This window comes from Acinetobacter sp. YH12239 (genome assembly GCF_013417635.1).
In the GTDB taxonomy this organism is placed as follows: domain Bacteria; phylum Pseudomonadota; class Gammaproteobacteria; order Pseudomonadales; family Moraxellaceae; genus Acinetobacter.
Window position 1 is genome coordinate 1 of the sequence record NZ_VPDP01000019.1, and the last position, 22,789, is coordinate 22,789.

The 22,789-nt window shown below is 38.0% G+C and carries 22 protein-coding genes; 14 read left to right on the forward strand and 8 right to left on the reverse strand.

Features of this window, described 5'->3' with window-relative positions:
• Positions 1–190: 190 nt before the first annotated feature.
• From FTV17_RS12990 to FTV17_RS13005, 4 genes are all read right to left on the reverse strand, one after another.
• Entirely contained in the window at positions 191–934 is a 744-nt protein-coding gene (locus FTV17_RS12990; protein ID WP_180000136.1) for an amino acid ABC transporter ATP-binding protein, read from the reverse strand.
• Positions 935–945: 11 nt separating this feature from the next.
• Positions 946–1,623, reverse strand: a complete 678-nt coding sequence (locus tag FTV17_RS12995) for an amino acid ABC transporter permease (RefSeq protein WP_180000138.1) — start codon at positions 1,621–1,623, stop codon at positions 946–948.
• 1 nt (position 1,624) lies between these two features.
• Positions 1,625–2,467: an amino acid ABC transporter permease gene (locus FTV17_RS13000; protein ID WP_180000140.1), complete on the reverse strand. Its 843-nt coding sequence runs from the start codon at positions 2,465–2,467 to the stop codon at positions 1,625–1,627.
• A 69-nt stretch (positions 2,468–2,536) separates the two neighbouring features.
• Positions 2,537–3,436, reverse strand: a complete 900-nt coding sequence (locus FTV17_RS13005) for an amino acid ABC transporter substrate-binding protein (RefSeq protein ID WP_180000142.1) — start codon at positions 3,434–3,436, stop codon at positions 2,537–2,539.
• Between the two features lie 456 nt (positions 3,437–3,892).
• On the opposite strand from FTV17_RS13005, the gene FTV17_RS13010 reads away from it, so the two are divergent.
• From FTV17_RS13010 to hisG, 5 genes are all read left to right on the forward strand, one after another.
• The gene (locus FTV17_RS13010; RefSeq protein ID WP_180000144.1) at positions 3,893–5,344 is read left to right on the forward strand and encodes an RNA polymerase factor sigma-54; all 1,452 of its coding nucleotides are present in this window, start codon (positions 3,893–3,895) and stop codon (positions 5,342–5,344) included.
• Between the two features lie 189 nt (positions 5,345–5,533).
• The gene (gene hpf / locus FTV17_RS13015) at positions 5,534–5,866 is read left to right on the forward strand and encodes a ribosome hibernation-promoting factor, HPF/YfiA family (protein ID WP_035268921.1); all 333 of its coding nucleotides are present in this window, start codon (positions 5,534–5,536) and stop codon (positions 5,864–5,866) included.
• Positions 5,867–6,008: 142 nt separating this feature from the next.
• A complete protein-coding gene (gene ibaG, locus FTV17_RS13020; protein WP_180000146.1) occupies positions 6,009–6,260 on the forward strand; it encodes a BolA family iron metabolism protein IbaG in 252 nt (83 codons plus the stop codon).
• A 7-nt stretch (positions 6,261–6,267) separates the two neighbouring features.
• Entirely contained in the window at positions 6,268–7,527 is a 1,260-nt protein-coding gene (gene murA, locus FTV17_RS13025) for a UDP-N-acetylglucosamine 1-carboxyvinyltransferase (RefSeq protein WP_180000148.1), read from the forward strand.
• 4 nt (positions 7,528–7,531) lie between these two features.
• On the forward strand, positions 7,532–8,230 hold the full coding sequence (gene hisG, locus FTV17_RS13030; RefSeq protein WP_180000150.1) for an ATP phosphoribosyltransferase: 699 nt from the start codon (positions 7,532–7,534) through the stop codon (positions 8,228–8,230).
• A gap of 24 nt (positions 8,231–8,254) precedes the next feature.
• Here the strand turns inward: hisG and FTV17_RS13035 are convergent, their stop codons facing one another.
• On the reverse strand, positions 8,255–8,734 hold the full coding sequence (locus tag FTV17_RS13035; RefSeq protein ID WP_180000152.1) for a hypothetical protein: 480 nt from the start codon (positions 8,732–8,734) through the stop codon (positions 8,255–8,257).
• 68 nt (positions 8,735–8,802) lie between these two features.
• The gene (locus FTV17_RS13040) at positions 8,803–9,105 is read right to left on the reverse strand and encodes a hypothetical protein (RefSeq protein ID WP_180000154.1); all 303 of its coding nucleotides are present in this window, start codon (positions 9,103–9,105) and stop codon (positions 8,803–8,805) included.
• Between the two features lie 165 nt (positions 9,106–9,270).
• Between FTV17_RS13040 and hisD the strand changes: the two genes are divergently transcribed.
• Together hisD and hisC are read left to right on the forward strand one after the other, a co-directional pair.
• A complete protein-coding gene (gene hisD, locus FTV17_RS13045) occupies positions 9,271–10,572 on the forward strand; it encodes a histidinol dehydrogenase (protein ID WP_171260738.1) in 1,302 nt (433 codons plus the stop codon).
• Between the two features lie 150 nt (positions 10,573–10,722).
• Positions 10,723–11,814 carry a histidinol-phosphate transaminase gene (gene hisC, locus FTV17_RS13050; RefSeq protein WP_180000156.1) on the forward strand — a complete coding sequence of 364 codons (1,092 nt, stop codon included), beginning with the start codon at positions 10,723–10,725 and terminating at the stop codon, positions 11,812–11,814.
• Positions 11,815–11,862: 48 nt separating this feature from the next.
• On the opposite strand, the gene pabB is transcribed toward hisC, so the two are convergent.
• On the reverse strand, positions 11,863–13,209 hold the full coding sequence (pabB, locus tag FTV17_RS13055) for an aminodeoxychorismate synthase component I (RefSeq protein WP_180000158.1): 1,347 nt from the start codon (positions 13,207–13,209) through the stop codon (positions 11,863–11,865).
• 246 nt (positions 13,210–13,455) lie between these two features.
• Here pabB and FTV17_RS13060 point away from each other — a divergent pair, with 246 nt between their 5' ends.
• The 6 genes from FTV17_RS13060 (at position 13,456) to FTV17_RS13085 (ending at position 21,457) form a co-directional block, all read left to right on the forward strand.
• Positions 13,456–14,325, forward strand: a complete 870-nt coding sequence (locus FTV17_RS13060) for a DUF6160 family protein (protein ID WP_180000160.1) — start codon at positions 13,456–13,458, stop codon at positions 14,323–14,325.
• Positions 14,326–14,508: 183 nt separating this feature from the next.
• Positions 14,509–15,342: a C39 family peptidase gene (locus FTV17_RS13065; protein WP_180000162.1), complete on the forward strand. Its 834-nt coding sequence runs from the start codon at positions 14,509–14,511 to the stop codon at positions 15,340–15,342.
• A 50-nt stretch (positions 15,343–15,392) separates the two neighbouring features.
• On the forward strand, positions 15,393–16,601 hold the full coding sequence (locus FTV17_RS13070; RefSeq protein WP_092768595.1) for a hypothetical protein: 1,209 nt from the start codon (positions 15,393–15,395) through the stop codon (positions 16,599–16,601).
• Positions 16,602–16,613: 12 nt separating this feature from the next.
• Positions 16,614–18,281 carry an OmpP1/FadL family transporter gene (locus FTV17_RS13075; RefSeq protein ID WP_180000164.1) on the forward strand — a complete coding sequence of 556 codons (1,668 nt, stop codon included), beginning with the start codon at positions 16,614–16,616 and terminating at the stop codon, positions 18,279–18,281.
• The gene (filE, locus tag FTV17_RS13080; protein WP_180000166.1) at positions 18,281–19,537 is read left to right on the forward strand and encodes a putative pilus assembly protein FilE; all 1,257 of its coding nucleotides are present in this window, start codon (positions 18,281–18,283) and stop codon (positions 19,535–19,537) included. Before FTV17_RS13075 ends, filE begins: the two co-directional genes overlap by 1 nt.
• A 12-nt stretch (positions 19,538–19,549) precedes the next feature.
• Entirely contained in the window at positions 19,550–21,457 is a 1,908-nt protein-coding gene (locus tag FTV17_RS13085; RefSeq protein WP_180000168.1) for a hypothetical protein, read from the forward strand.
• A gap of 35 nt (positions 21,458–21,492) precedes the next feature.
• Here FTV17_RS13085 and FTV17_RS13090 read toward each other — a convergent pair whose 3' ends face one another.
• Positions 21,493–22,041, reverse strand: coding sequence for an NUDIX hydrolase (locus FTV17_RS13090; protein WP_035268253.1), 549 nt, complete (start codon positions 22,039–22,041; stop codon positions 21,493–21,495).
• 130 nt (positions 22,042–22,171) lie between these two features.
• On the opposite strand from FTV17_RS13090, the gene FTV17_RS13095 reads away from it, so the two are divergent.
• A complete protein-coding gene (locus FTV17_RS13095; RefSeq protein WP_035268255.1) occupies positions 22,172–22,786 on the forward strand; it encodes a CoA pyrophosphatase in 615 nt (204 codons plus the stop codon).
• Positions 22,787–22,789: the final 3 nt, after the last annotated feature.

The window sequence follows — 22,789 nt, forward strand, 5'->3', positions numbered from 1 at the left end:
TTCCCGAACTCAGAAGTGAAACCTCTTAGCGCTGATGGTAGTGTGGGGTTACCCATGTGAGAGTAAGTCATCGCCAGCTCATTATTCTAAACACCCCCTTCAATAGAAGGGGGTGTTTTTTTATATGGGATAATCAGAATTCGAAATAATTTGAGTAGATATCGCGAAATTTTCTGATTTAATCTAATGTTTAGTGTACTGCTGAAATTTTCTCTAAAAAGTATTTTGTTCTTTCATGTCGCTCTTGTGGCTTATTAAAGAAGTCATCAGTCGGGCAATCTTCTAAGATTATGCCTTGATCCATAAATATCACTCGATCTGAAACTTTTTTTGCAAATCCCATTTCATGCGTAACACACATCATTGTCATGCCTTCTTTTGCAAGTTGGCTCATGACTTCAAGCACTTCACCGACCATTTCAGGATCTAATGCGGAAGTGGGTTCATCAAATAGCATACAAACTGGATCCATACAAAGACCACGTGCAATCGCGACACGTTGTTGTTGACCACCTGATAATTGTCCTGGAAATTTATCTTTGTGTGCTGTCAAACCGACTCGATCCAAATATTGTAAGGCCTTTATTTTAGCTTCTTCAGTTGAGCGATTAAGTACTTTGATTTGTCCTATTGTTAGGTTATCTAACACAGTCATGTGAGGAAAAAGTTCAAAATGTTGAAATACCATACCTACTCTAGATCTGAATTTTGCTAGATTCGTTTTAGAATCTTTTAACGCTGTACCATCAACGATAATATTTCCTTGTTGAAAAGGTTCTAAAGCATTTACGGTTTTAATGAGTGTAGATTTACCTGAGCCAGATGGACCGCATACAACGACAACTTCACCTTTATTAATAGTGGTTGAGCACTCGCTAAGTACCTGAAAATCTCCATACCATTTGGATACATCTTGAATTTCAATCATTGGCATTTTGATTCTCCTTATCGAATAATGGCTATTTTTTGATGTAAGCGTTTAACTAGTCGTGAAAGTGCAAATGAAATGACAAAATAGACGATAGCAACAACTAGATAAAAAACGGCTTTGGTTTCCGAACCATAGGTATTAGCTAAAGTATTTGCATTGCCTAGGAAATCTGGTGCACTGATGACATAAACCAAAGATACATCTTGAAAAAGAACAATGGATTGCGTCAATATAACGGGTAACATATTTCTAAAAGCTTGGGGTAAAACTACGTATGACATCGTCTGGCGATAATTAAACCCCAAGGCGTAACCTGCATTCACTTGTCCTTTAGAAACTGATTGAATGCCAGAGCGGACAATTTCTGAAAAAAATGCAGCCTCAAAAATGGCGAAGGTTACTACACTTGAAAATAAAGGTCCCCAATAGGTGTGATATTGGAAATCGAAAAACTTAGGAAGTAAAAAGTAAAAGATAAAAATAACTTGAATGAGGGGAACACCTCGAAAAAAGTCGACATAAAATTTTGCAAATCCACTGGCAATTTTATTATTTGATAGACGCATCATCGCGATTGGTGTACCAAGAAGAATCCCACCAATAATTGAAAGAATGGTTACTGTAACTGTGAATTTAAAACCAGCGATCAAACTTGCAACAACATCGGGATGATTTAGAACACTGAAGTCCATTTTATTTACCTCCCGAACCTAGACCTGGTACCGCCATCCGTTTCTCAATCCATGCCATCAGGTATTTAATTGAATAAGTGATGATGAGATAAACAGGTGTTGAAAGAATTAAAATGACCACATCTTGAGAGGTTTCTTCTCGCATTGTTTTGGTATATGCAAAAAAATTCAAAACACTTAAGGCAAAAAGCACGGCTGAATTTTTAAATACATTCATTGCTTCCGATGTTAGTGTTGGCCAAACGATTCGATAAGCCACTGGCAGAATGACATAACGATAACTTTGGTTTAAATTTAAACCAATCGCATAAGCTGCATTTTTTTGACCTTGTGAAACGGTATTAATACCTGCTCGAACCTGCTCAGCAATCCTTGCAGCGGTATATAGACCCAGTGCAAATACACCAATAATTGCTGGATTATTATTTAAAATATTTTGCCACCATCCGCCAGGAACCATTTCACCACTTCCAGTACTCATACTTAATGGCAGGAGTTGAGGAAAAACGAATGCCCAGAAAAATAATTGAACGATTAAGGGTATATTTCTAAATAACTCTACATAACAAGTCCCAATGAATGAAAGTAACTTATTGGGTAATGTACGCATAATGCCAATAAGTGAACCAAGTAAAAATGCGATGAAAAAGGCAATGACAGCAGTCCAGATCATGGTCCAAATACCTGATCCAAGTATTTGTAACCAAGTCGGTGCATCAGCAACAGCTGAATAACTTGAACCTCCAATCGCACTACAGATAGATTCAGCCCAATCTTTTTTATCAACACCATATTCGTTGGATGCCAAGCAAAATGACGTCCAATTTAAAGAACCAACAGTCATTGAAATTCCCTGCAATGGTTATGAGAAAAAAGGGCTTAAGTGTTTCTATTTAAGCCCTCATAATTTTAGTTATTTAATCCCTGCATCATTCGGAGATGCTTTTAATTTTTTAAATGAGCTACTCATAGGCATGTTTAGATTGATATTGCGTGGTGGAATAGGTGATAAGAACCATTTTTTATAAAGGGTATCCATTTGACCATTTTTCCACATACCAGTTACCACACGATCTGCAATCGCTTTAAACTTGGCATCCCCTTTAGGCAGCATAATTCCGTAAGGTTCTGACGAAAGGACTGGACCTACAATTTTAAAATCTTGAGGTTTTGATGATTTGGCAATGAGCCCTGCAAGAATATTGTCATCCATAACAAATGCAGCTGCACGTCCCGAAGCGACCATTGCAAAAGAATCAGCATGATCTTTACCATAGACATTGGTAACTTTTATTTTTTCTCCTCGTGCACCCATTTTGATGTATTTATCCGAGGTTGTTCCTTGCGTTGTGGCAACGGCTTTACCATTTAAATCACCTAAATCTTTGAAAGGCGCTGAAGCTTTGACTGCCATACGTACTTCAGTGGCAAAGTAATTTGTAGAGAAGTTGACTTGCTGTTGTCGCTGAACAGAATTGGTTGTTGTGCCGCATTCCATATCAATGTTTCCAGCGAGCATTTCAGGAATTCGCGTGGAAGAAGTAACCGCTTTATATTCAACTTTTAAGTTGGGGAGTTTTAACTCTTTTTTTAATTCGTTGGCTACGTTATTACAGATATCGATGGCATACCCCATAGGTTTACCACCAACAATATATGAGATTGGATCAGAAGATTCACGATACCCGATGATCACTTTTCCATTTTTTTTGATTTTCGCAACGGTGTCAGTAGCATTGGCTTGACTCATTGTTCCACCAGCGATGATGAAGCCTAATGCGCTGAGAAGGACTTTACCAGATAGACTTTTCATCAAGAAATCTCCATGTCTTTTAATATATCGTTCTTATAATTTTGACAGTTCTCAAATTTGGTTGAAATCTATTCAAAATAAGCTATTAATTATTTTTATACTTTCTATGAGAATAAGTAAAGAATAAAAAATACTCGAAATTCGAATGAATTTAGATTTTTTGATCAACGCGAAACAAATCATGAACTTATAACACCTTGATCATGAGTAAGTGGTTTATTTTTAATCAACCATAACTGCAGATAACGCTAAAAAATTATTTTTTTAATTTAAACTTGAGTGCTCATATTTTTTTGAATATTAATTAAAAAAAAGTGATTGAATTATAATGTATTTTATCCTTATTTGTTATTAATAATTAAGACTAATTGATTAACCTAACACTTGAAACTTATGTTATAAGAATTGTAGGCATGATTATTGCTTAATAATAAAGATGTTAGGGGGTAATGATTTATGAAATTAGCGTTAGGACTAAAAGTATCCAATTCTTTGTCTTTGACACCCCAACTCCAACAAGCGATCCGACTTTTACAATTATCCAGCTTAGAGTTGGAGCAAGAAGTTCAATTGCAGTTGGATAGTAATCCCTTACTTGAGAAGGTGGAAGACGATTCCCCAATGCAAAGTTTGGAGGAGTTGAATCAGGAGCAGTCTGTTAGTGATCTTACTCGAGAACTAAATGCAGATCATTTACCAAATGACTTGCCTGTTGATACGGAATGGGATGATGTCTATACCCATCAATCATCATCAATGGAATTACCAGAATATGAAGAACGTGAGGATAATCGTTCAATTCAAAATACACTGAAAGATCATATTTTAGAGCAAGTTAATCTTCTAAATTTCTCCCAAACTGATCTTTTGATCGCTTATTGCATCGTAGATGGTTTGGATGAAAAAGGCTTTTTAGATGAGAGCGTTGAAGAAATTCACCACGCAGTGCTGACTTTACTCGCACAGATGGATATTGAAGAAGATGTTGAGATTGATGAAATTTTAGTAGTGTTGAAACATATTCAAAGACTAGAGCCGATTGGCGTTGGTTCACGCAATCTTGTGGAATGCTTATATGTTCAGCTTCAAGTTTTGCCTAATACCTTACCTTGCCGTAATGACGCGTTATTGTTATTGCAGCATTATGAATTATTGATTGCCAATGACCTAAATAAATTACTGAAGCAAACAGGTTTTAAACTTGAACAGTTAAAAGCAGCGATACAACTTTTAAAATCATTACAACCCTATCCAGGGTTAATGTTTGAAAATAAAGAATCTGAATATCAAGTGCCTGATGTTGTGGTGGCAAAGAAAAATGACAGTTGGCATGTGCACTTAAATCCAGATATTTTGCCAAAGTTACGTATCAACCCTTATTACGCAAATATGATTCGTCGAGCTGATCAAAGTGCAGATAATCAATATTTACGCAATCAAATGCTTGATGCTAAAAATTTTATTAAAAGTGTAGACGAACGCCATAAAACGCTTTTAAAAGTGGCGACGTGTATTGTTCAGCATCAGCGAGATTTTTTAGAGTTGGGTGCTGAAGGAATGAAACCTTTGGTGTTGAGAGATGTGGCGGAGGAAGTTGAGTTACATGAATCAACAGTATCTCGTGTAACCACCAATAAATATTTACTTACCCCGAGAGGGTTGTTTGAACTTAAATATTTTTTTTCAAGCCATGTTGGAACAACGTCAGGTGGTGAAGCGTCTTCAACTGCGATCCGAGCAAAAATTAAAAAGTTGATTGCTGAAGAGAACCCAAGGAAACCATTATCTGATAACAGTTTAGCTAAGTTGTTAAATGAGGATGGTATCGATGTTGCACGTCGTACAGTCGCAAAATATCGCGAATCGTTACATATTCCTGCATCATCCGATCGAAAAGTCTTGATCTGAAATTTGAAGTGTGATTATTCTAGAGGTTCATTATGACGAAATAATGAATCTCTTTTTTTTTAGTTACACGAGGTTTAGCCAGCATGATTTCATGACTTAAATTTGCAGAATAATTCTATGTTGAATGTTCTGTCATGCAATCACATGGCTTAACTCAATCAAATCCTTTAGAAGGAGAGGGATAGGATTATGCAAATAACAATTCGTGGACATCATTTAAGTATTACTCCTGCAATAGAAGAGAATATTCGTTGTAAATTCGCCGAAATGACCAAGCACCTTGATCAGGTCAATAGTATGCAGGTGAAACTCACAAAGGATCACCAAGTCGATAAGCGTTCGAAAAAAGGAAGCTCGAATCATATCGCTGAAGCAATCGTGCGTTTACCCGGCGTCGAACTTTTTGCTCAGGCATCTGGCGATGATATGTATGCATCAATTAAAAAATTGACTGAGAAAATAAAAAGACAGTTAATGCGATATCGTAAAATGCAAATGGCTTTTCAGCCACTGCCTATATGACAGTCTGTAGCTGGAAATAAAAAAAGAGGTATATTACCTCTTTTTTTTATAGATAAATTGTATAGCAGATGAATTCATTGAATGAGTTATAGTAAAATAATTCGTTTTTACACAATCGATCGTCCCATGAGAGGTCTTTGCAATGAATAGTGAACAGCTCACTGAAATCTTAAAAGCTGCTTTCCCTTCTGCTGATGTTGCTGTAAGTGGACAAGGTGGGAAATTTGACCTCCGTATTGTAGATGATCTGTTTGAAGGTAAAAGAACAGTTGCTCGTCAACAAGCAGTTTATGCTCCTCTTAACGAATATATTAAAAGTGGTGCAGTTCACGCTGTAACCATACGCGCAATGACAAAAGAAGAATGGCGCAAAGCTAGTCTTTTCGGAGCTTAAGGAATAAATGGATAAATTTCTAATCACTGGTGGTAAAAGACTAGAAGGCGAAGTTCGCATCTCTGGTGCAAAAAATGCTGCATTGCCACTTTTAGCAGCAATGATTCTTGCTGAAACACCAATTACGCTCAGAAATGTACCAAAGCTTAAAGATGTTCATACGCTTGTAAAATTAATTGCAGGTCTTGGGATTACCATGAAGTATGAAGGTGACACTGTAGTCGCTGATACTTCAACCCTTGATAATCAATTTGCACCATATGAACTCGTAAAGACTATGCGAGCGTCTATTTTAGTGCTTGGCCCATTACTGGCGCGCTACGGTAGTGCAAAAGTATCTTTACCTGGTGGTTGTGCTATTGGCTCACGTCCTGTTGACCAGCATTTAAAAGCATTAGAAGCTTTAGGTGCGGAAATTGAAGTCGAAGCAGGCTATGTCAATGCAAAAGTTGATGGTCGCTTAAAAGGCGGTGAAGTTGTTTTCGATATGGTCACTGTAGGTGGGACAGAAAACATCCTCATGGCTGCTGTTTTAGCAGAAGGTGTTACTACCATCCGTAATGCGGCTCGTGAACCTGAAATCACTGATCTTGCACAAATGCTCATTAAGATGGGTGCGAAGATTGAAGGTTTAGATACGGATACATTAATCGTCACTGGTGTAGAAAGTTTGCATGGTTGTGAGTATTCAGTTGTTGCTGACCGTATTGAAACAGGATCTTATTTAGCGGCTGCTGCTATTACGGGTGGACGAGTTAAAACGACACATACAGATCCATTGCTGATGGAATCAGTGTTGGATAAATTTGAAGAAATGGGTGCAGAAGTTACGCGCGGTGATGATTGGATCGAACTCGATATGATGGGTAAGCGTCCTAAGGCCGTTAGTTTCCGTACATTGCCTCATCCAGATTTTCCAACAGATATGCAAGCACAATTGATGGCGGTCAATGCAATCGGTCGTGGGTTTGCAACAATTTCAGAAACGATTTTTGAAAACCGTTTTATGCATGTACCTGAATTGTCACGTATGGGCGCTAATATTCAGGTTGAAGGTAATGATGCAGTTGTAACAGGAGTTGAAAAACTTTCAGCTGCACCTGTTATGGCAACAGATTTGCGTGCTTCATTTTCTTTAGTTTTGGCTGCTTTAGCTGCTGAAGGAGAGACTTTAATTGACCGTATTTATCACATTGATCGCGGTTATGAAGATGTTGAAGCAAAATTACAAGGTTTAGGTGCCCAAATTAAGCGAGTGAGCGAGTAAGTTAATGAGCGATATGAGAAACGATGATCCTAATTTTGACGTAATGGGCAATTTTGATCATGGTTTAACCTTAGCATTAAGTAAAGGTCGTATTTTAAAAGAGACATTGCCATTGCTAGAAACAGCAGGGATTAATCTTTTAGAAGACCCAGATAAATCGCGTAAATTAATTTTTCCTACGACGCATAAACATGTTCGAATTTTAATTTTACGTGCATCTGATGTACCAACTTATGTAGAAAATGGTGCGGCTGATATTGGTGTTGCAGGTAAAGATGTACTGATGGAACATGGTGCACAAAATGTCTATGAACCATTAGATCTTAAAATTGCAAACTGTAAGTTAATGACAGCGGGCAAAGTGGGTATGGAGCGTCCGAAAGGTCGTTTGAAGATCGCGACCAAGTACGTGAATTTGACGCGTCAATACTATGCGAGCTTAGGTGAGCAAGTTGATGTGATTAAACTTTACGGTTCGATGGAGCTTGCACCATTGGTTGGTTTGGGTGATTACATCGTCGACGTCGTGGACACAGGTAATACACTTCGCGCGAATGGCTTAGAGCCTCTTGAAGAAATTTGCAAAGTGTCTTCTCGTTTAATCGTGAACAAAGCGAGCTTTAAGCGTAAGCAAGCCTTACTTAATCCGATTCTTGCACAGCTTGAAAAAGCAGTGGAAGAAAGAGAAGCGAAAAAAGCTTAAGCTAGTTAAAAAAAAACCGCCTTATTAGGCGGTTTTTTTATGCGGTTTAATAATTTTAACTAGTTCTTGAACTAAATCATTAAAAGATTGATCGTAATCTTTTTTGTGCTCTGCAAAAGTTTTATCTGATTCGTTTATTTCTTTTGATAATGGATCGGTGATAGTAACTTTAATATTTTTTGTAGTTATCATTTCATATAATTGATCGCTGAATTCTCTTCGAGCAGCATTTCCGATTATAGGTGGTGAATTTTCGAAATTCGTACCAAAATTATGTAGATCAATGATCTGAGTATTTGGGGTCACCTTAAATGCGTCATTGATGTGTCTGTAATAATTATTTAAATAACTTTCTTCAATATAAGTTATAGATTGATCGAAAAAATGAAAATGCATATAGAACTTCTTGTAGAGCTGTTCATTAATACGATCTTGGTTGTTTAAGATTTTGTTTAATAGTTTTAAGCCTTGTTGAATTAATTCGATCTCATTAATTTGAGACAAGCTTACTCTTTCATGCTCAAGGCTTTGAATGATTACAATGCTTTCTTTAACGGAATTAAGTGATTCAATTAATTTGTATTTTTGTCAATTTTAAAATTCACTTCAATTAAAAGACTTATTAGTTTCTCAGCTTGTGATTTTTCTAAATCATATTGTTTTTCAATCTTCCAATTTAAGAAACCAATAATTGCAACTATTGGCGTCAGTACATATGCGGTTAAAGTTACTATATCTTGGATTCCTTGTTTAGTAACGGCACACATCAAAGACTGTCCCTGACAGTAATAAAAGTATTGAAAAAATCTACAAATAGTTAAAACAACGACATAAATACCTAAATAGTAACCGACATATTTTTCTATTTCTTTCATCTAAAATCCCCCCGAATAAAATCAAATTATGATAAGAACAGAGCTCAATAGAAAATTCAATTTAATCAAAAGTTATTTTCAATCATTTCTATCTGGGTTGCTTGAATGAAGATGCCCACAAATCAACAGAAAACAGGTAAACTAAAGCTTCCCTTTAATTTCATTGTGGATAAATTGATGCGACGTTTATCGACTCAAGATCAAAATTTTAAGCAAGACTTTGCTGACTTGCTCGCTTTTGAAACCGTGAGTGACCCAGAACTTTTAAAAACAGTAGACCAAATCATTGCCGATGTTCGTCAACATGGTGATGCTCATGTTCTCAAACTCACACAACAGTTCGATCGACATCCAGCGCATCAATTTTCAGATTTAGAACTGACACAAGAGCAACTTAAAGCTGCATTTGATCATTTAACGACTGAAGTTCGAGAAGCTTTAGAGTTAGCTGCAAATCGTGTCCGTGAATTCCATCAGGCACAAAAACAAGATGGTTGGACCTATGTTGATGCTTTGGGTAACACCTTAGGTCAAAAAGTGACGCCGCTTGACCGTGTTGGAATTTATGTGCCAGGTGGTTTGGCTTCATACCCATCATCAGTACTCATGAATGCTGTTCCTGCTCACGTCGCAGGAGTACCTGAAATTATTATGGTTGTGCCTGCACCAAATGGTGATTTAAATCCATTGGTGTTGGCAGCTGCGTATTTGGCAGGTGTCACTCGTGTATTTACGATTGGTGGTGCGCAAGCGGTTGCAGCATTGGCCTATGGTACTGAAACTATTCCAGCAGTAGACAAAATCACTGGACCTGGCAATCGTTTTGTTGCAGCAGCAAAACGCGCCGTATTTGGTCAGGTAGGTATTGATATGATTGCAGGTCCTTCAGAAATTTTAGTGTATGCTGAAGGGGACAATAATGCAGAATGGCTTGCAATGGATCTTCTGTCTCAAGCGGAGCATGATACTGTTGCTCAAGCTGTATTTATTACGCCAGATGAGCAACTGCTTCATGATGTCGCGATTGCAATTGAAGAGCACTTAAAAGCACTTCCTAAAGCAGAAATCGCACGAACTTCTATTGCTAATCGTGGTGCACTCGTTTTAGTTAAAGACCGTGCCGAAGGTGTGGAATTGATCAACCAAGTTGCCCCTGAACACTTGATGCTATGTTTAGATGAAGCACAAGAAATGGCTGAAAGTATTCGCCATGCAGGTGCTATCTTCATGGGGCGTTATACGCCTGAAGCAATTGGTGATTACTGTGCAGGTCCGAACCATGTATTGCCAACCTCGGGTACGGCACGTTTTTCATCACCACTCGGGGTGTATGATTTCCAAAAGCGTTCAAGCTTAATCATGTGTTCAGAAGATGGCGTGAAAACTTTAGCGAAAACAGCAGATATTCTTGCACAGCAAGAAAACTTAGATGCTCACGCTCGTTCAGCGCGATATCGTTATCAGTAATTTAAACCATAAATTTGGTATGAATATTCCTCTCTAAATCTGTTTTTAAGCATTGCTTGAAATCGAAATGCAAGTGGGGTTGGGTGAGGGTAATTAAAAAATCTCTCCCTAACCTCCTTAGTCAGTGAGGGGAATTTAGAGAATTTAAAAATGAATATTACAGTAGAACAAATGCGTTTTTGGAGTCCAGAAGTACGTGAACTAGAGCCATATGTGCCTGGTGAACAACCCAAAATCCAAAATCTTTTAAAATTGAATACCAACGAGAACCCGTATCCACCATCTCCAAAAGTTGTAGAAGCGGTACAACAAGTTTTAGCAAATGGCGCGGATGTTTTACGTTTGTATCCTGACCCTGACGCATCGGAATTAAAGCAAGCAATTGCGAAACAGCAACATGTTCCAGTGGGACACGTGTTTGTTGGTAATGGTTCTGATGAGGTTTTAGCTCATATTTTTAAGGCATTTTTTGTTCAAGATTTGCCAATTCTTTATCCAGATATTACCTACAGTTTCTATCCTGTTTATAGCCAATTTTTTGGTGTGAAAACTCAAATTTTGCCTTTAAACGAAAAATTTGAAATTGTTGTGGATGACTATAAGCAACCAAATGGCGGCATCATTATCACCAATCCAAATGCCCCTACCAGTATTGCACTTGGTTTGTCTGCAATTGAGGAAGTACTTCAATCGAACCCAAATTCAGTGGTTGTGATTGATGAAGCATATGTAGACTTTGGTGCTGAATCTGCAGTGGCTCTCGTAGAAAAATATGACAACTTGGTGGTCTGTCAAACAACTTCGAAATCACGTTCGCTTGCGGGATTACGGGTCGGGTTTGCGATTGCACAGCCGCATTTAATTGCAGCGTTAGAAGCGGTAAAAGATAGCTTCAATTCATATCCAATGGATCGTTTTGCGATTGCCGCTGCAGTGGCGTCTTTCGAGGATCAAGCCTATTTCGAAGCGCAAAATGCCAAAGTAATTGCCAGTCGTATAAAGTTAGTTGAGCAGCTGCAATCTTTAGGATTTGATGTGTTGCCTTCTGCCGCAAATTTTATATTTGCAACTTTACCAAGCAAAGATGCAGGTCAGCTTGCAAATGAATTGCGAGAGCGTGGCATTATCGTAAGATATTTTAATAAACCACGTATTAATCAGTATTTGCGTATCACCATTGGTACCGATGAGCAAAATCAACGTTTAGTAGACACCTTGAAGAATGACATTTTAAAAGTGTGAGTGCTACAAATTTAGTTGTGGAAAAAGCGACCAGATGGGTCGCTTTTTTTATGATTCGTACCATTGATTCATCAGTTTTAGCATGGCATCAACCTTATCAAAACATTCTTGATATTCTGCATCGCAATCTGAACTGATTGTGACACCACCACCAGCCCAAATAGACACATCTTGCTGATATTTTTGAATTGTTCGAATCAAAATATTCCAAGAGCCAGTTCCATCAAAATTGAAATAACCAATAGAGCCACAGTATGCACCGCGTGGGGACTCTTCAAGTTCTTCAATAATTTCCATCGCTCGAATTTTGGGTGCCCCCGTTATTGAACCGCCGGGGAGCGCTGCGTGTAAAACATCTAATTGATGAACATCGGATTTTAATGTCGCTTCAATTTCACTGACCATGTGGTGGACTTGATTAAAGCTTTCAATGTTAAATAATTTTGGTGTCTTGACAGTGCCAGTTTCTGCATAAATGCTTAAATCATTTCTGAGAAGGTCAACAATCATCAGATTTTCGGCCTTATCTTTCTCAGAGTTGATGAGTGTTTGTTTGGATTCTTGGTCTTTTTGAGGATCTTTAAAGCGTGGCATGGTGCCTTTGATCGGTTTAGTGATCATTTTTTTATTGGGTCTAAACTCGATAAATAACTCAGGTGAACAGCTCAAAAGTTCAAGGTTATCAATTTTAAGATAAGCAGCATAAGGAGCATTTGTGAGTGCCCAAAAAGGTTTAGCTATACTCAGTAGCTCACCTTCAGCTTGTGCTACAAATTCTTGAGTTAGGTTAATTTGGTAACAATCCCCAGCAACAATGTAATCTTGTACTCGTTGAAATGCAGTTCGATATTGTTGTTTAGTCCAACGTGCTTGCATGGGTGAACTGAGTTGAAATGATGATGAACTAGATTGCTGAATACAGTCTAATAATCTTGTATAAAGGCACTCGGCATTATGTTCAGTGCTATAGAAAACCCAATCATTATTTTCATAAATCAAATAGCTTTCATACAAGCCAAAAAACAATTGTGGTTGTTTTTTTACCTTGGTGTTGATTTGAAAATTTGCTGCAAAATTATAATCATAGTAACCAATGTAACCGCCTCTGAAATAATGGCTTGCAGAATCTGGAAGTGAATTTTCGCTACATTGAACAAAATCTTTGAGTGAAGAAAATTGGCTTTCATACTGATAATTAAAATCAGAGCAACGCACAAATTGACTGAATCCGCCGTTTATATAAACGCAATATTTTTTTGGCAAAAATCCGATAATCGGTAAATCCTGATTTTCAAGATATACCAATCCTGTCAATGAACCAATTTTTTGCAAAAAATCAGCTTTACTCAGTCCTGAAATTTTTAAGTTTTGTTTAAAAAATGAAGCACTTACCATTTGTGACTTGTTACACTCTTTTCAGAAAATTTGCATCACCTATTTAATACTAGTTCACACTTATGCCATTTATCGGGAATAGGTCGAATTTTCTTAACAGATATTGATCATAAGATAACATAAGGTTAACTTAATACTGCAAAGCGAACTGCTCAAGGATGAAGTTTCAGTCGTTAAATTATAAAAACTTCAGAAACACGGAGAGCAGTCAAAAAAATGAAAAAAATGCTCTTGGGAGAGTACATAATGAAATTATTCACAAAATTGGCTTTAGTTTCTTCAATGGCGGTGAGCGTGAATGCTATGGCGATGCAGGCAATGGATGATGCATCACTCAGCGCAACGACTGGTCAAGACGGTATTACTATTGCCATTGATACAACTGCTGGTATCGAAATCGATAAGTTATATATTCATGATAATGATGGTTTTACAAATAGCGCTTTGACATTCGGTGATACGACCATTAATACAGCTGGCACTGATGATCCAACAATTGGTGCTGGTGCAATCACGGTTAACGGTTTAACGATTTCAAAGGGTACTGGAAATACTCAAAACTTAGCAACGTTGAAAGTTGATGCCGCAGATGTTGGTGGTCAAGCGGTACTTAATGTTCTTGCTGAAACTGGTGCTTTAGACATCAATGTTGGTTCTATTGGGGTTGCAAGCTCTGGCACTTACAGTTCTGATGACAATGTTCGTGGCGTTGTTGAAGGCTCTGAAAAACAAATTATTACAGGTTTAACATTATCATTGGGTGCAACCAAAGCAAACGTTCAATTAGGTAATGCACCTCAAGGCGCTATGATTGTCGTTGATTCTGAAATCACTGGTGGTTTATCTACAAGCTTAACTATTAATGATACATCTACATCGGGTGGTGGTAGCATAGGAATCGAGGGCTTGAAAGTTACAAGTTCAGGCAGTAAAAACCTGAATGCTGACGCCAAAATTGGTGTAACAAAAGATGGATTATATATCAGCCCAGCTCAATCACCATTAAATGCTTACATCCAAAAAGTTTCTTTAGGTGAAGCTAATAAGAGTATCGGTTCAATCGAAGTTCAAGGTTTGAATTTGGGTAGCACTTCAATCAAAATTTCTGGTCACTAAGTTTTTATACAAAAAACGCGTGTTGATCACGCGTTTTTTAAATTTTGCGAATTTGAAATTAAAAAGTAAAAGTACTGTATTTTTAGGATGAAAAAGGTATTCTGAATATAAGAATAAATGTGAGTGCAAACTCCAACTACAGAATCATAAAGGCAAGTACGCCGAACTAGAACAGTTAACATTATGATAGAAATTACTTTAGGCTCTGCAATCATGTATTTTTTTGCGAGTCATGCTCTCGAAATTAAAGAAAAACCACGCGAAGCAGTTTATTACAGTGAGATATCAGACTCACGACATCTATCTTATACAAAAAATCACCGTGAACCTGTAGCAATCAAGCCGGCTATCGAAAATCAGTTTAGAGGAATAGTCCGTCAAGCGTATGACTATAGTTGTGGTTCTGCGGCTTTGACGACAGTTCTTAATGGTCACGCAGGTCTAAATTTGACAGAACAACAAACCATGGAGGGATTGTTGCGATTTGGCGAATATGATCGAATCATTGAGCGTAGAAGCTTTTCATTATTGGATATGAAGCGCTTCGTCACTGCTTTAGGTTATGAAAGTGGGGGTTACCGTGGTGAATTCAAAGACCTGATTAAACAGACACAACCTGCAATTGTTCCAATTCACTATGCAGGTTTTAAGCACTTTGTTGTATACAAAGCATATAAAGATGGAAGGGTTTATGTTGCTGACCCTGCATTAGGAAATATCAGTTTTGATGAAGCACGATTTAAAGAAATTTGGGAAAACAATACCTTATTTTTAGTGAATGTCCCCGAATCTCAACAGAAAGATCTATTGGCATTACAAGAAACAGATTTAAGACATGTCGATGATGCAACAATTAACCGTTACGCCTTAGTTGATGCACAATTTTCGTCAGATTATATGAATAAAATCGCAGATAAAGCCTCAACTATGCGTAAAGTATTAGATCTTGATCCCAAATCTCCAACGTATAATCAACCCATTACAACATATATGCGGCTTTACTATAAACGTAAGTAAATTGAATTGAAACAAAATCCAAATAATGAAGAATTGTGGTAGGAAGTAAAATGAATAATCAATGGACGAAAAGAACGCTACTCGCAATCAGTATTCAAATGATTGTCACAGGCGTCTATGCAGCACCCGAAACAGTTGAAGCTCCATCAGAAGAGAATATTTCTCAAGATACTCAAAATAATACTGAAAATAGTTCGGCGACCGAACTTGAACAAGCACAATCAAGTTATACGGCAGAATCTACTGAAAATGTTGATGCAACACCTTCTCTTAAGCCAGGTGTTGAAGGGCAGGCTGCAAATGCACTCCAACAAAAAGAAGGTGATGCGACGCAAGAGACTAACTTGCAGGAAGTTTTTTCCTCTAATGAACGACAATATTCACTGATCAAACGTGGTGAATTTTCAACATTTTATGATCTTGATTATTCGTACTATCGGGATTCACAAATAAATGCTTCGATCGATGAAGGACAGTTGTATCAACTTCGTATTGATGAAGATGCAAATCATACGATTACCAATACCATCACGGCCCAATATGGTTTAAGAGATAACATCACGCTAAACGCTTCAATTCCATTGGTTGCAAAGTCTGATAGTGTCAAAGATACGACCACGGCTGGTTTGGGTGATATTAGTTTAGGGGCGCGTTGGGAGCCATTTCCACTGAAAGAAGGTCGTTTGCCACTTATTTTGTTTGGTAATCTCTCGACAAAAACAGGTGATAGCCCCTATGAAATTAATCCTTTGACGGATCTCTCAACAGGTAAGGGGTATTATTCAGTTGGTGTTGGTGCAAGTACAAGAAAATATATTGATCCAGTTGTATTATTTGCGTCAGTATCAACAAATTATGGTTTTAAAGAATCTGGCTTAAATCAAATCCGAGGGGGGGGAAATACTCAAGGTGAAGGTTTAACCGGGCGTAACCGTGTTTTAGATACTTTTGAACCCGGTGTTACGGCTGGATTCTCGTTCGGGTTTGCATATTCATTTAACTATGATGTCTCCTTGACCATGTCTTATCAGCAATCGATGAACATGGGTACCAAATTTACATATGATACAGGTGAATATTACGAGCCTGCGACTCAGACCAGCTCTATGTTTGCGGTGGCACTTGGTGTACGTGTAAGTCCAAAGACGATTGTCAATGGAACGATTGGTATCGGGTTAACTGAAGACTCTCCAGATGTTTCTCTCGGCCTATCGTTCCCATTAGATATACTTGGCTTCGGTAAGAAAAAAGCAAGCTAAAGGAGTTCGGAAATGAGTCAATTCCGTTTGCATCCTTTAGTTACAGCAATTGTTCTGAGTGGATGTAGTACGCAAGTCTTTGCACACCTTGGGCAGAATTTATCTGTAGATGTACGCTCATTATCAATGGGTAATGCTGTCACTGCAGATCCACCCGGGATTAGTGCAATTCACTTTAACCCTGCGGGTTTAACCAAACTCAAAGGGTTACAAACTGACGTTCAAGGCTTAGTTGCTAATTTTGATATTCAGCGTGAATTTTCCGCGCCATCAGGTTATGACGTCTTTGGATATTCTGATGATCCATTAATTTGTAATGACGCGCTTGATAATCCATCAAACCTCTGTACTGATTTTAAGGATTCTGTGAGAGGTGATGTCGAGTACGCATCCTTATATATTCCTATATTGAAAAAAATGGTGGATTTAGGAGAGGGATGGCCCGTAGCAGCTCCAACTGGAGGGATCTCCTACAACCCACCAGGATCTAAGTTTACTTTCGCTACAGCAGTTTATGCACCAATGGTTGCAGGTTTCGGTGCAGAAGATGGTAATCCGGGTAACTTCATGGGGCAGCAAGTTGCCATGGAGCGTATTACATATTTATCACCATCGATTGCATATCAAGTAAATGACGAACTTTCAATTGGTGCTTCAGTGGGCATGTCTTATCAAGCCATTGCCATGAAAACAGATTTACGTTTTCCAAATGAAATGATTGGTCTTCTTCGGATGGTGGATGAGTCTGTCTGTGCCCCTTTCCGTGGAGGGAATGACAATATTGTCACGAATATTTTGTTATTCGGCTTATGTAATACCAATGAGGGCATGAATCCATTTTCAACTTTCGGGAAAATCAATGTTGAAATGGAGCAGAGTTTATCACCAAGCTACAACTTAGGTGTCTTGTGGGAACCCACTGAAGAGTTTGGTTTGGGGTTGGTTTACCAAAGCGGTGCTAAAATGCGCTTGAAGGGTAAATATATTGTAGAAAATGGAAACGCATCCCGAGAATTAATCAAAGGACTAAACTCCTCACCTACGGGGCAAGTTTTGGCAACTATACTTGGTTTTCCGAACTATGTACCTGCGATTGAAACTGGTCTAATGTCTATGGATTTAGAATATCCAGCACATTTCCAAGCGGGGATTAAGTACAAAGTATTCCCGGACTTACAAGTAAATTTCGATGTGGGATGGACTGACTATGCGGCTTGGGATAAGTTTAAATTTGAGTTCGATCGTCAAATTTCTGCTCTGAAGATTGCAAAACTGTTATCTAATGATGTAACAGACTCTTCTTTATCTCTGCCTCTAGGTTTTCAATCCCCATGGAGTTGGGGCGTTGGCGTTGAATATTCTGCCAATGACCGTTTGAAATTCCGTGCTGGTTATGAACCTAGAACAAGTGCGATCCCAGATGGAAAGCGGAATACAATGGTACCGATCAATAATGCACAATTGTTTGGATTGGGTATTGGTTACCGTTTTGATGAAGATACAGATATTGATTTATCAGTCGGGTTCCTTCGTAGCCGCGATAGAATTCCAGCGGGATCAAGTAGCCTAGCCAATCTAGACGCCGTGGATAATTTATTACTTAATCCATATGCAGGCTTAAATGTATCGACAAATACCAAAGTTACGATTTTAGGTATTAATTATAGAACGAGATGGTAATGGACTTAAATCTTGAGCAATTTAAACAAATAAAAACAAGAGTGAGCCAGTCTCTCGGTTGTGTTATATGTGCAGGTTCTTTTTTAGTAAGTCCTACATTGTATGCCCAAGACTTTTACACAATTATAGGTCCAGATGGCAGACCGATTGTCATCGAAAGAGCTGCATCTAGTGCTCAAAAAAACGAATCTATTAAAAATCAAAAATCAGTTCAAAGAGAAAATATTCAGCCAAAAATCATTCAAAAAAAACCGGCAGATGAGCCTAAAAAAATACATGTTGAAATCGCTCAGCCGAGTATTAAAGCTCCTACAGCGAGCAAATCAGTTGGGCGCAGTCAAAATGACAATGTTGAACAATCAGCAGTGAGTGTTGAAAAAAAGACTCAAGATCAAATGAAGAAAATTGATCTTGCACAGACTAAAGTCAATACGAAACATGAGCAGTCGTTAACAAAAAATAAATCTACACACGATCAAAATTCTAAAGAAAGCCTTCAACGTGTTGAGCAGATTTCAGATAGCAAAAACGCAGGTGGTTCACTGAAAGCTGAAACAGGAAGTCCTGTAACTGTGATTGATGGTGTTGAATACATTGATCATGAATATCTTGAGGATCATGAGTTTAATCTGGAAGGAAGAAAACGGTTTTATGTAGTTCCTGATACGCAGGGTGTAGGTGCAGCTCGTTTTGAAACGATTGAGCGACAAAAAGGGATTACCAAAGCCGTTTTATCTCAGTTCCTACGGCCGACAGAGCCTACAGCGAAAGAAGCAATGGCTTTATCGAGTACGTACATGCGTATTGAAGCAAAAGATCTTGCAGAATCTTTGGAACATACATGTTTTCAAGATAAAAAAATTCAGAAAGCTAAGCGTTTGAAGGGTGCTCAAGGTGAAATTGGTTTATGGCCAGTTGCGCCATTGAAAGAAGGTTTTGCTTACGAGGTGGTGGAGTTAGATGAATCAATTGATCAGATTCAAATTCAATCATTTGCTTCATCTCAAAATAACCCAACTTTTTATTGGCCGATTGCAGTATTTTTGGATCAGCAAGGTTGCATTTTAGAGGGAGCGACTGGTTTTAAAAGTACAAATACTCAAGCCAACGTCACGACATACTCTGCACTCGAAGGTATATTAAAAAAACCACCTCAAACACGATATTTATTACTCACCCCTTTAGTCGAATCAATTGATATTCAAAATCAAAAACTCGTGAATACTGGTCAGCTAAAGCTCAAGGCCATCAAATAAAAGAGAACTATAATGAAAAAGTCTAATATTATCCCATTCACGTTTTCCACGCTTTTTTTAGCATTGACTGGATGTGGTGGAGAGAGTGCTAAAATAAATGAAGATCCTAACCGTGGTTCCGTTACAACCTCTAATGGTTGTTTAACCTCAAATGATGCTAATTGTCTGGGATTTGTCTTGGACTATCCTGTAGAGGGACTAAAGTTCGATTGTAGTACTGACAAATTGAATCACTATCGAACTGAACTCGATCCTAATGTTGCGATTGGTTCATGCAAAGTGGGAGACAAAGTTACATTTTATATTCAGGGTGAAGCCAGTGCTCGAAAAATTGAGTTAGGGACGGTCGATCTAGGTTCAATTGTGCCTAAGAAAATGAGCGATGTTTATATTCAGATTGGTGTGCAAGATATGGCTCAAGGGCTAACTGGTAAGCCAATTGAAAATTTTAATATGTCCGATCCTACCTATAATGCAATGGTCGGAATTACACGAATTTTGCAAACATTAGGTGTAGATCAAATCAGTAATGTGCCTGGTGATATACAGCAAGTTGTGCTGTCAAAAGACAATTTGGATGGGCTTCAAGTGATCAGCCAAAATATAACGGCCAATGAGTTCAAAAATGGCAGTTATGTTCAGATCCTGAAACCATGGTTAGATGTCGATAAGGTATCAATTGATGATGCGGAAAAAGTAGCACAACAGATCATTAGAATGAGAAGTGTGGGTATTTATCAGGCCAATCACTTACTCTTTATTGGACAAAATACTAATTTTGCAGGGTTTCACGGCTCAAGCCTAAACAATAATCAAGCAATTGCTGATATGAGCGTAATTACTACGCGCGAAGGTTATGCGAGTGGTTATCTCTCACAGTGGAGAGGGAAACCAATTGTTACGGGTAGTAATACTTCAGAAGAGTTAGCACGAGTATTATTAATCAATCAAGTACCACCTGAAAAATTAGATGTCGTTTCTAATTCAAAAGATTGGTTGAATAATATCTCACAAAAAATACAAAAACCTTTAGTTTTTAAAAGTATTGAATCTTCAAATGACAAATTAGAAATCTATAAAGGAACTCTGTTTGGTCAATCCATTATTCCTGGTAATCAGTATGCTTATCAAGGATTCTTAGGCAGCAAGGATACACCTACAAGCACTGAGGTATACGGGGAGTGGCGTCAAGATGTCAATTCTGAGCGGTATACAGGTAAGCTTGATATTCTAAAATACAGTCCAGTGAGCTATTTAGATCGTAAAGTGTTCAAAACACGTAAAAATGTTGAAGCTGGGGATCAAATTATTTTCCCATTATACGCAGATTTAGTGTTTAACTTTAATGATAAAACGATTCCATCACAAACAGTGAGTATCGTCATTGATGAAAATGGAGATATACGAACCAATCGTACTGCATCGAGTTTAAAATCTACCACTTGTCCAAGCATTAAGAATACTTCAACCATGACAGATGAATTGGATGTTCAACAATTCATTATTGGTACGACAGGCACAACATATTCAACTGCAAATGATAAATCTCTGACAATACGTATGATTCTAGCGAATCCAATTTTTGGGAACCTAAATGGGGTCAGAGCTGGACTAAATAACAGACCAGACTTTGGAGTCGATTCTAATAGTGAACTTGTGTCATCTGGAGGTGTACGTTTAAATTTACAAAACTTAATCGTAAATAATGACATAAGAGCGGGTATTAATATCACGAGTTGGGATACTAAGGGCTCTACAGCCGCAGCTGAATGGGTGAATACGCATGCGACATACCAACACACGTACAATTCGATTCCAGAGAATAAACCAACGACTGAACAACTTAATCTAGCAAAGCTTAGAACAGGAACAATTGAAATTGCTTTAACACCTTGTTATCAAATAGGTCGAAAAGCTTAACCAAAAAAACTCCATCTTATGAGATGGAGTTTTTTTTAACCTGTTTGATCAAGTCGAGTACCTAAGGTCTCTAAGTGAGTAGGAAAATGATTCGATTTTCGGTCTTCAAAATAATGACGAAGCGTTCGTTCAACACTTGGGAAAGCTAAACTATCCCATGGAATCTCATGTTCTTCGAATAAACGACTTTCGATAGTTTCTTCACCAGCCCCAAATTTACCTTCAACAAGGTGAGATTTAAATAATACGTAAATTTGACCAATACGAGGGATATTGTACATACAGTACAATTGCTCAATTTCCACTTCAGCTTCAGCTTCTTCACGAGTTTCACGAGCTGCACCTTGCTCCATTGTCTCGAAGAGTTCCATATATCCTGCTGGTAGCGTCCAAAGACCATAGCGCGGTTCAATCGCTCTACGACATAAGAGTACTTTATCTTCCCAAATCGCTAAGGCTCCACAAATGACCTTTGGATTCACATAGTGAATGGTCTTACAATGCGTACAGACTTGGCGTACTTTATGATCACCTAAAGGTATCTGTTCGGTCGTCGGTTGCCCACAGGCCGTGCAAAAAGGCATATGCTGTCAAGTAAAAATGAGATGATTCAGCATACCCCAAAAAAATAACTTTCGCATCATTTATAGCCTTATGCACAAAATTTCATATATGATGGGATGAGAATAAAAAAGAGAGATCGAGCTATTCAAGATGATGGATCATTCATTAACATTGCAACTGCAACAACACCTTAGGTTTTCTAAACGCATTCAAAAAGCTGATGCAGCAGTATTACTTGCAATCACCAATGAAGATGATCCTAAAATTCTGCTGACGCGTCGCTCTATTTATATGAATAATCATGCGGGTGAAGTGTCATTCCCAGGAGGAAAAAGAGATCCGAACGACACCAGTAATATTGTCGTTGCACTCCGAGAAGCATGGGAAGAAACGGCTTTGAATCCGTTCGATGTAAAGTTGCTAGGTGATCTGCCTTCAGAGCGCTCAAAAGCGGGTGTTTTAGTAAAACCTGTTGTTGGATTGATACCGCCTAATGTGAAGCTTGTCCCACAACCTACAGAAATCGATCGTATTTTTTTTGCTTCAATCCGCGAAATGATGGATGCTCGCCCAACACCTTATGAAGTTCGATTGGCTAAGCAATCAATCTATTTTCCAAGTTTAAGAGTTGAGAATGAGGTGATATGGGGTCTTACAGCAAGGATCCTGATTTCGTTGTTTCAGTATGGCTTAAATTATAAAAAAAACTGGCCCTTTTTGCTCAATTCCCCAAGTTTTAAATCTTCAATTTTCAAACAACATTAAAAT

Coding starts and splice junctions, on each gene's coding strand:
- FTV17_RS12990 (WP_180000136.1), bottom strand. CDS start 934: ATGCCAATGATTGAAATTCAAGATGTATCCAAATGGTATGGAGATTTT.
- FTV17_RS12995 (WP_180000138.1), bottom strand. CDS start 1,623: ATGGACTTCAGTGTTCTAAATCATCCCGATGTTGTTGCAAGTTTGATC.
- FTV17_RS13000 (WP_180000140.1), bottom strand. CDS start 2,467: ATGACTGTTGGTTCTTTAAATTGGACGTCATTTTGCTTGGCATCCAAC.
- FTV17_RS13005 (WP_180000142.1), bottom strand. CDS start 3,436: ATGAAAAGTCTATCTGGTAAAGTCCTTCTCAGCGCATTAGGCTTCATC.
- FTV17_RS13010 (WP_180000144.1), top strand. CDS start 3,893: ATGAAATTAGCGTTAGGACTAAAAGTATCCAATTCTTTGTCTTTGACA.
- hpf (WP_035268921.1), top strand. CDS start 5,534: ATGCAAATAACAATTCGTGGACATCATTTAAGTATTACTCCTGCAATA.
- ibaG (WP_180000146.1), top strand. CDS start 6,009: ATGAATAGTGAACAGCTCACTGAAATCTTAAAAGCTGCTTTCCCTTCT.
- murA (WP_180000148.1), top strand. CDS start 6,268: ATGGATAAATTTCTAATCACTGGTGGTAAAAGACTAGAAGGCGAAGTT.
- hisG (WP_180000150.1), top strand. CDS start 7,532: ATGAGCGATATGAGAAACGATGATCCTAATTTTGACGTAATGGGCAAT.
- FTV17_RS13040 (WP_180000154.1), bottom strand. CDS start 9,105: ATGAAAGAAATAGAAAAATATGTCGGTTACTATTTAGGTATTTATGTC.
- hisC (WP_180000156.1), top strand. CDS start 10,723: ATGAATATTACAGTAGAACAAATGCGTTTTTGGAGTCCAGAAGTACGT.
- pabB (WP_180000158.1), bottom strand. CDS start 13,209: ATGGTAAGTGCTTCATTTTTTAAACAAAACTTAAAAATTTCAGGACTG.
- FTV17_RS13060 (WP_180000160.1), top strand. CDS start 13,456: ATGAAATTATTCACAAAATTGGCTTTAGTTTCTTCAATGGCGGTGAGC.
- FTV17_RS13065 (WP_180000162.1), top strand. CDS start 14,509: ATGATAGAAATTACTTTAGGCTCTGCAATCATGTATTTTTTTGCGAGT.
- FTV17_RS13070 (WP_092768595.1), top strand. CDS start 15,393: ATGAATAATCAATGGACGAAAAGAACGCTACTCGCAATCAGTATTCAA.
- FTV17_RS13075 (WP_180000164.1), top strand. CDS start 16,614: ATGAGTCAATTCCGTTTGCATCCTTTAGTTACAGCAATTGTTCTGAGT.
- filE (WP_180000166.1), top strand. CDS start 18,281: ATGGACTTAAATCTTGAGCAATTTAAACAAATAAAAACAAGAGTGAGC.
- FTV17_RS13085 (WP_180000168.1), top strand. CDS start 19,550: ATGAAAAAGTCTAATATTATCCCATTCACGTTTTCCACGCTTTTTTTA.
- FTV17_RS13090 (WP_035268253.1), bottom strand. CDS start 22,041: ATGCCTTTTTGCACGGCCTGTGGGCAACCGACGACCGAACAGATACCT.
- FTV17_RS13095 (WP_035268255.1), top strand. CDS start 22,172: ATGATGGATCATTCATTAACATTGCAACTGCAACAACACCTTAGGTTT.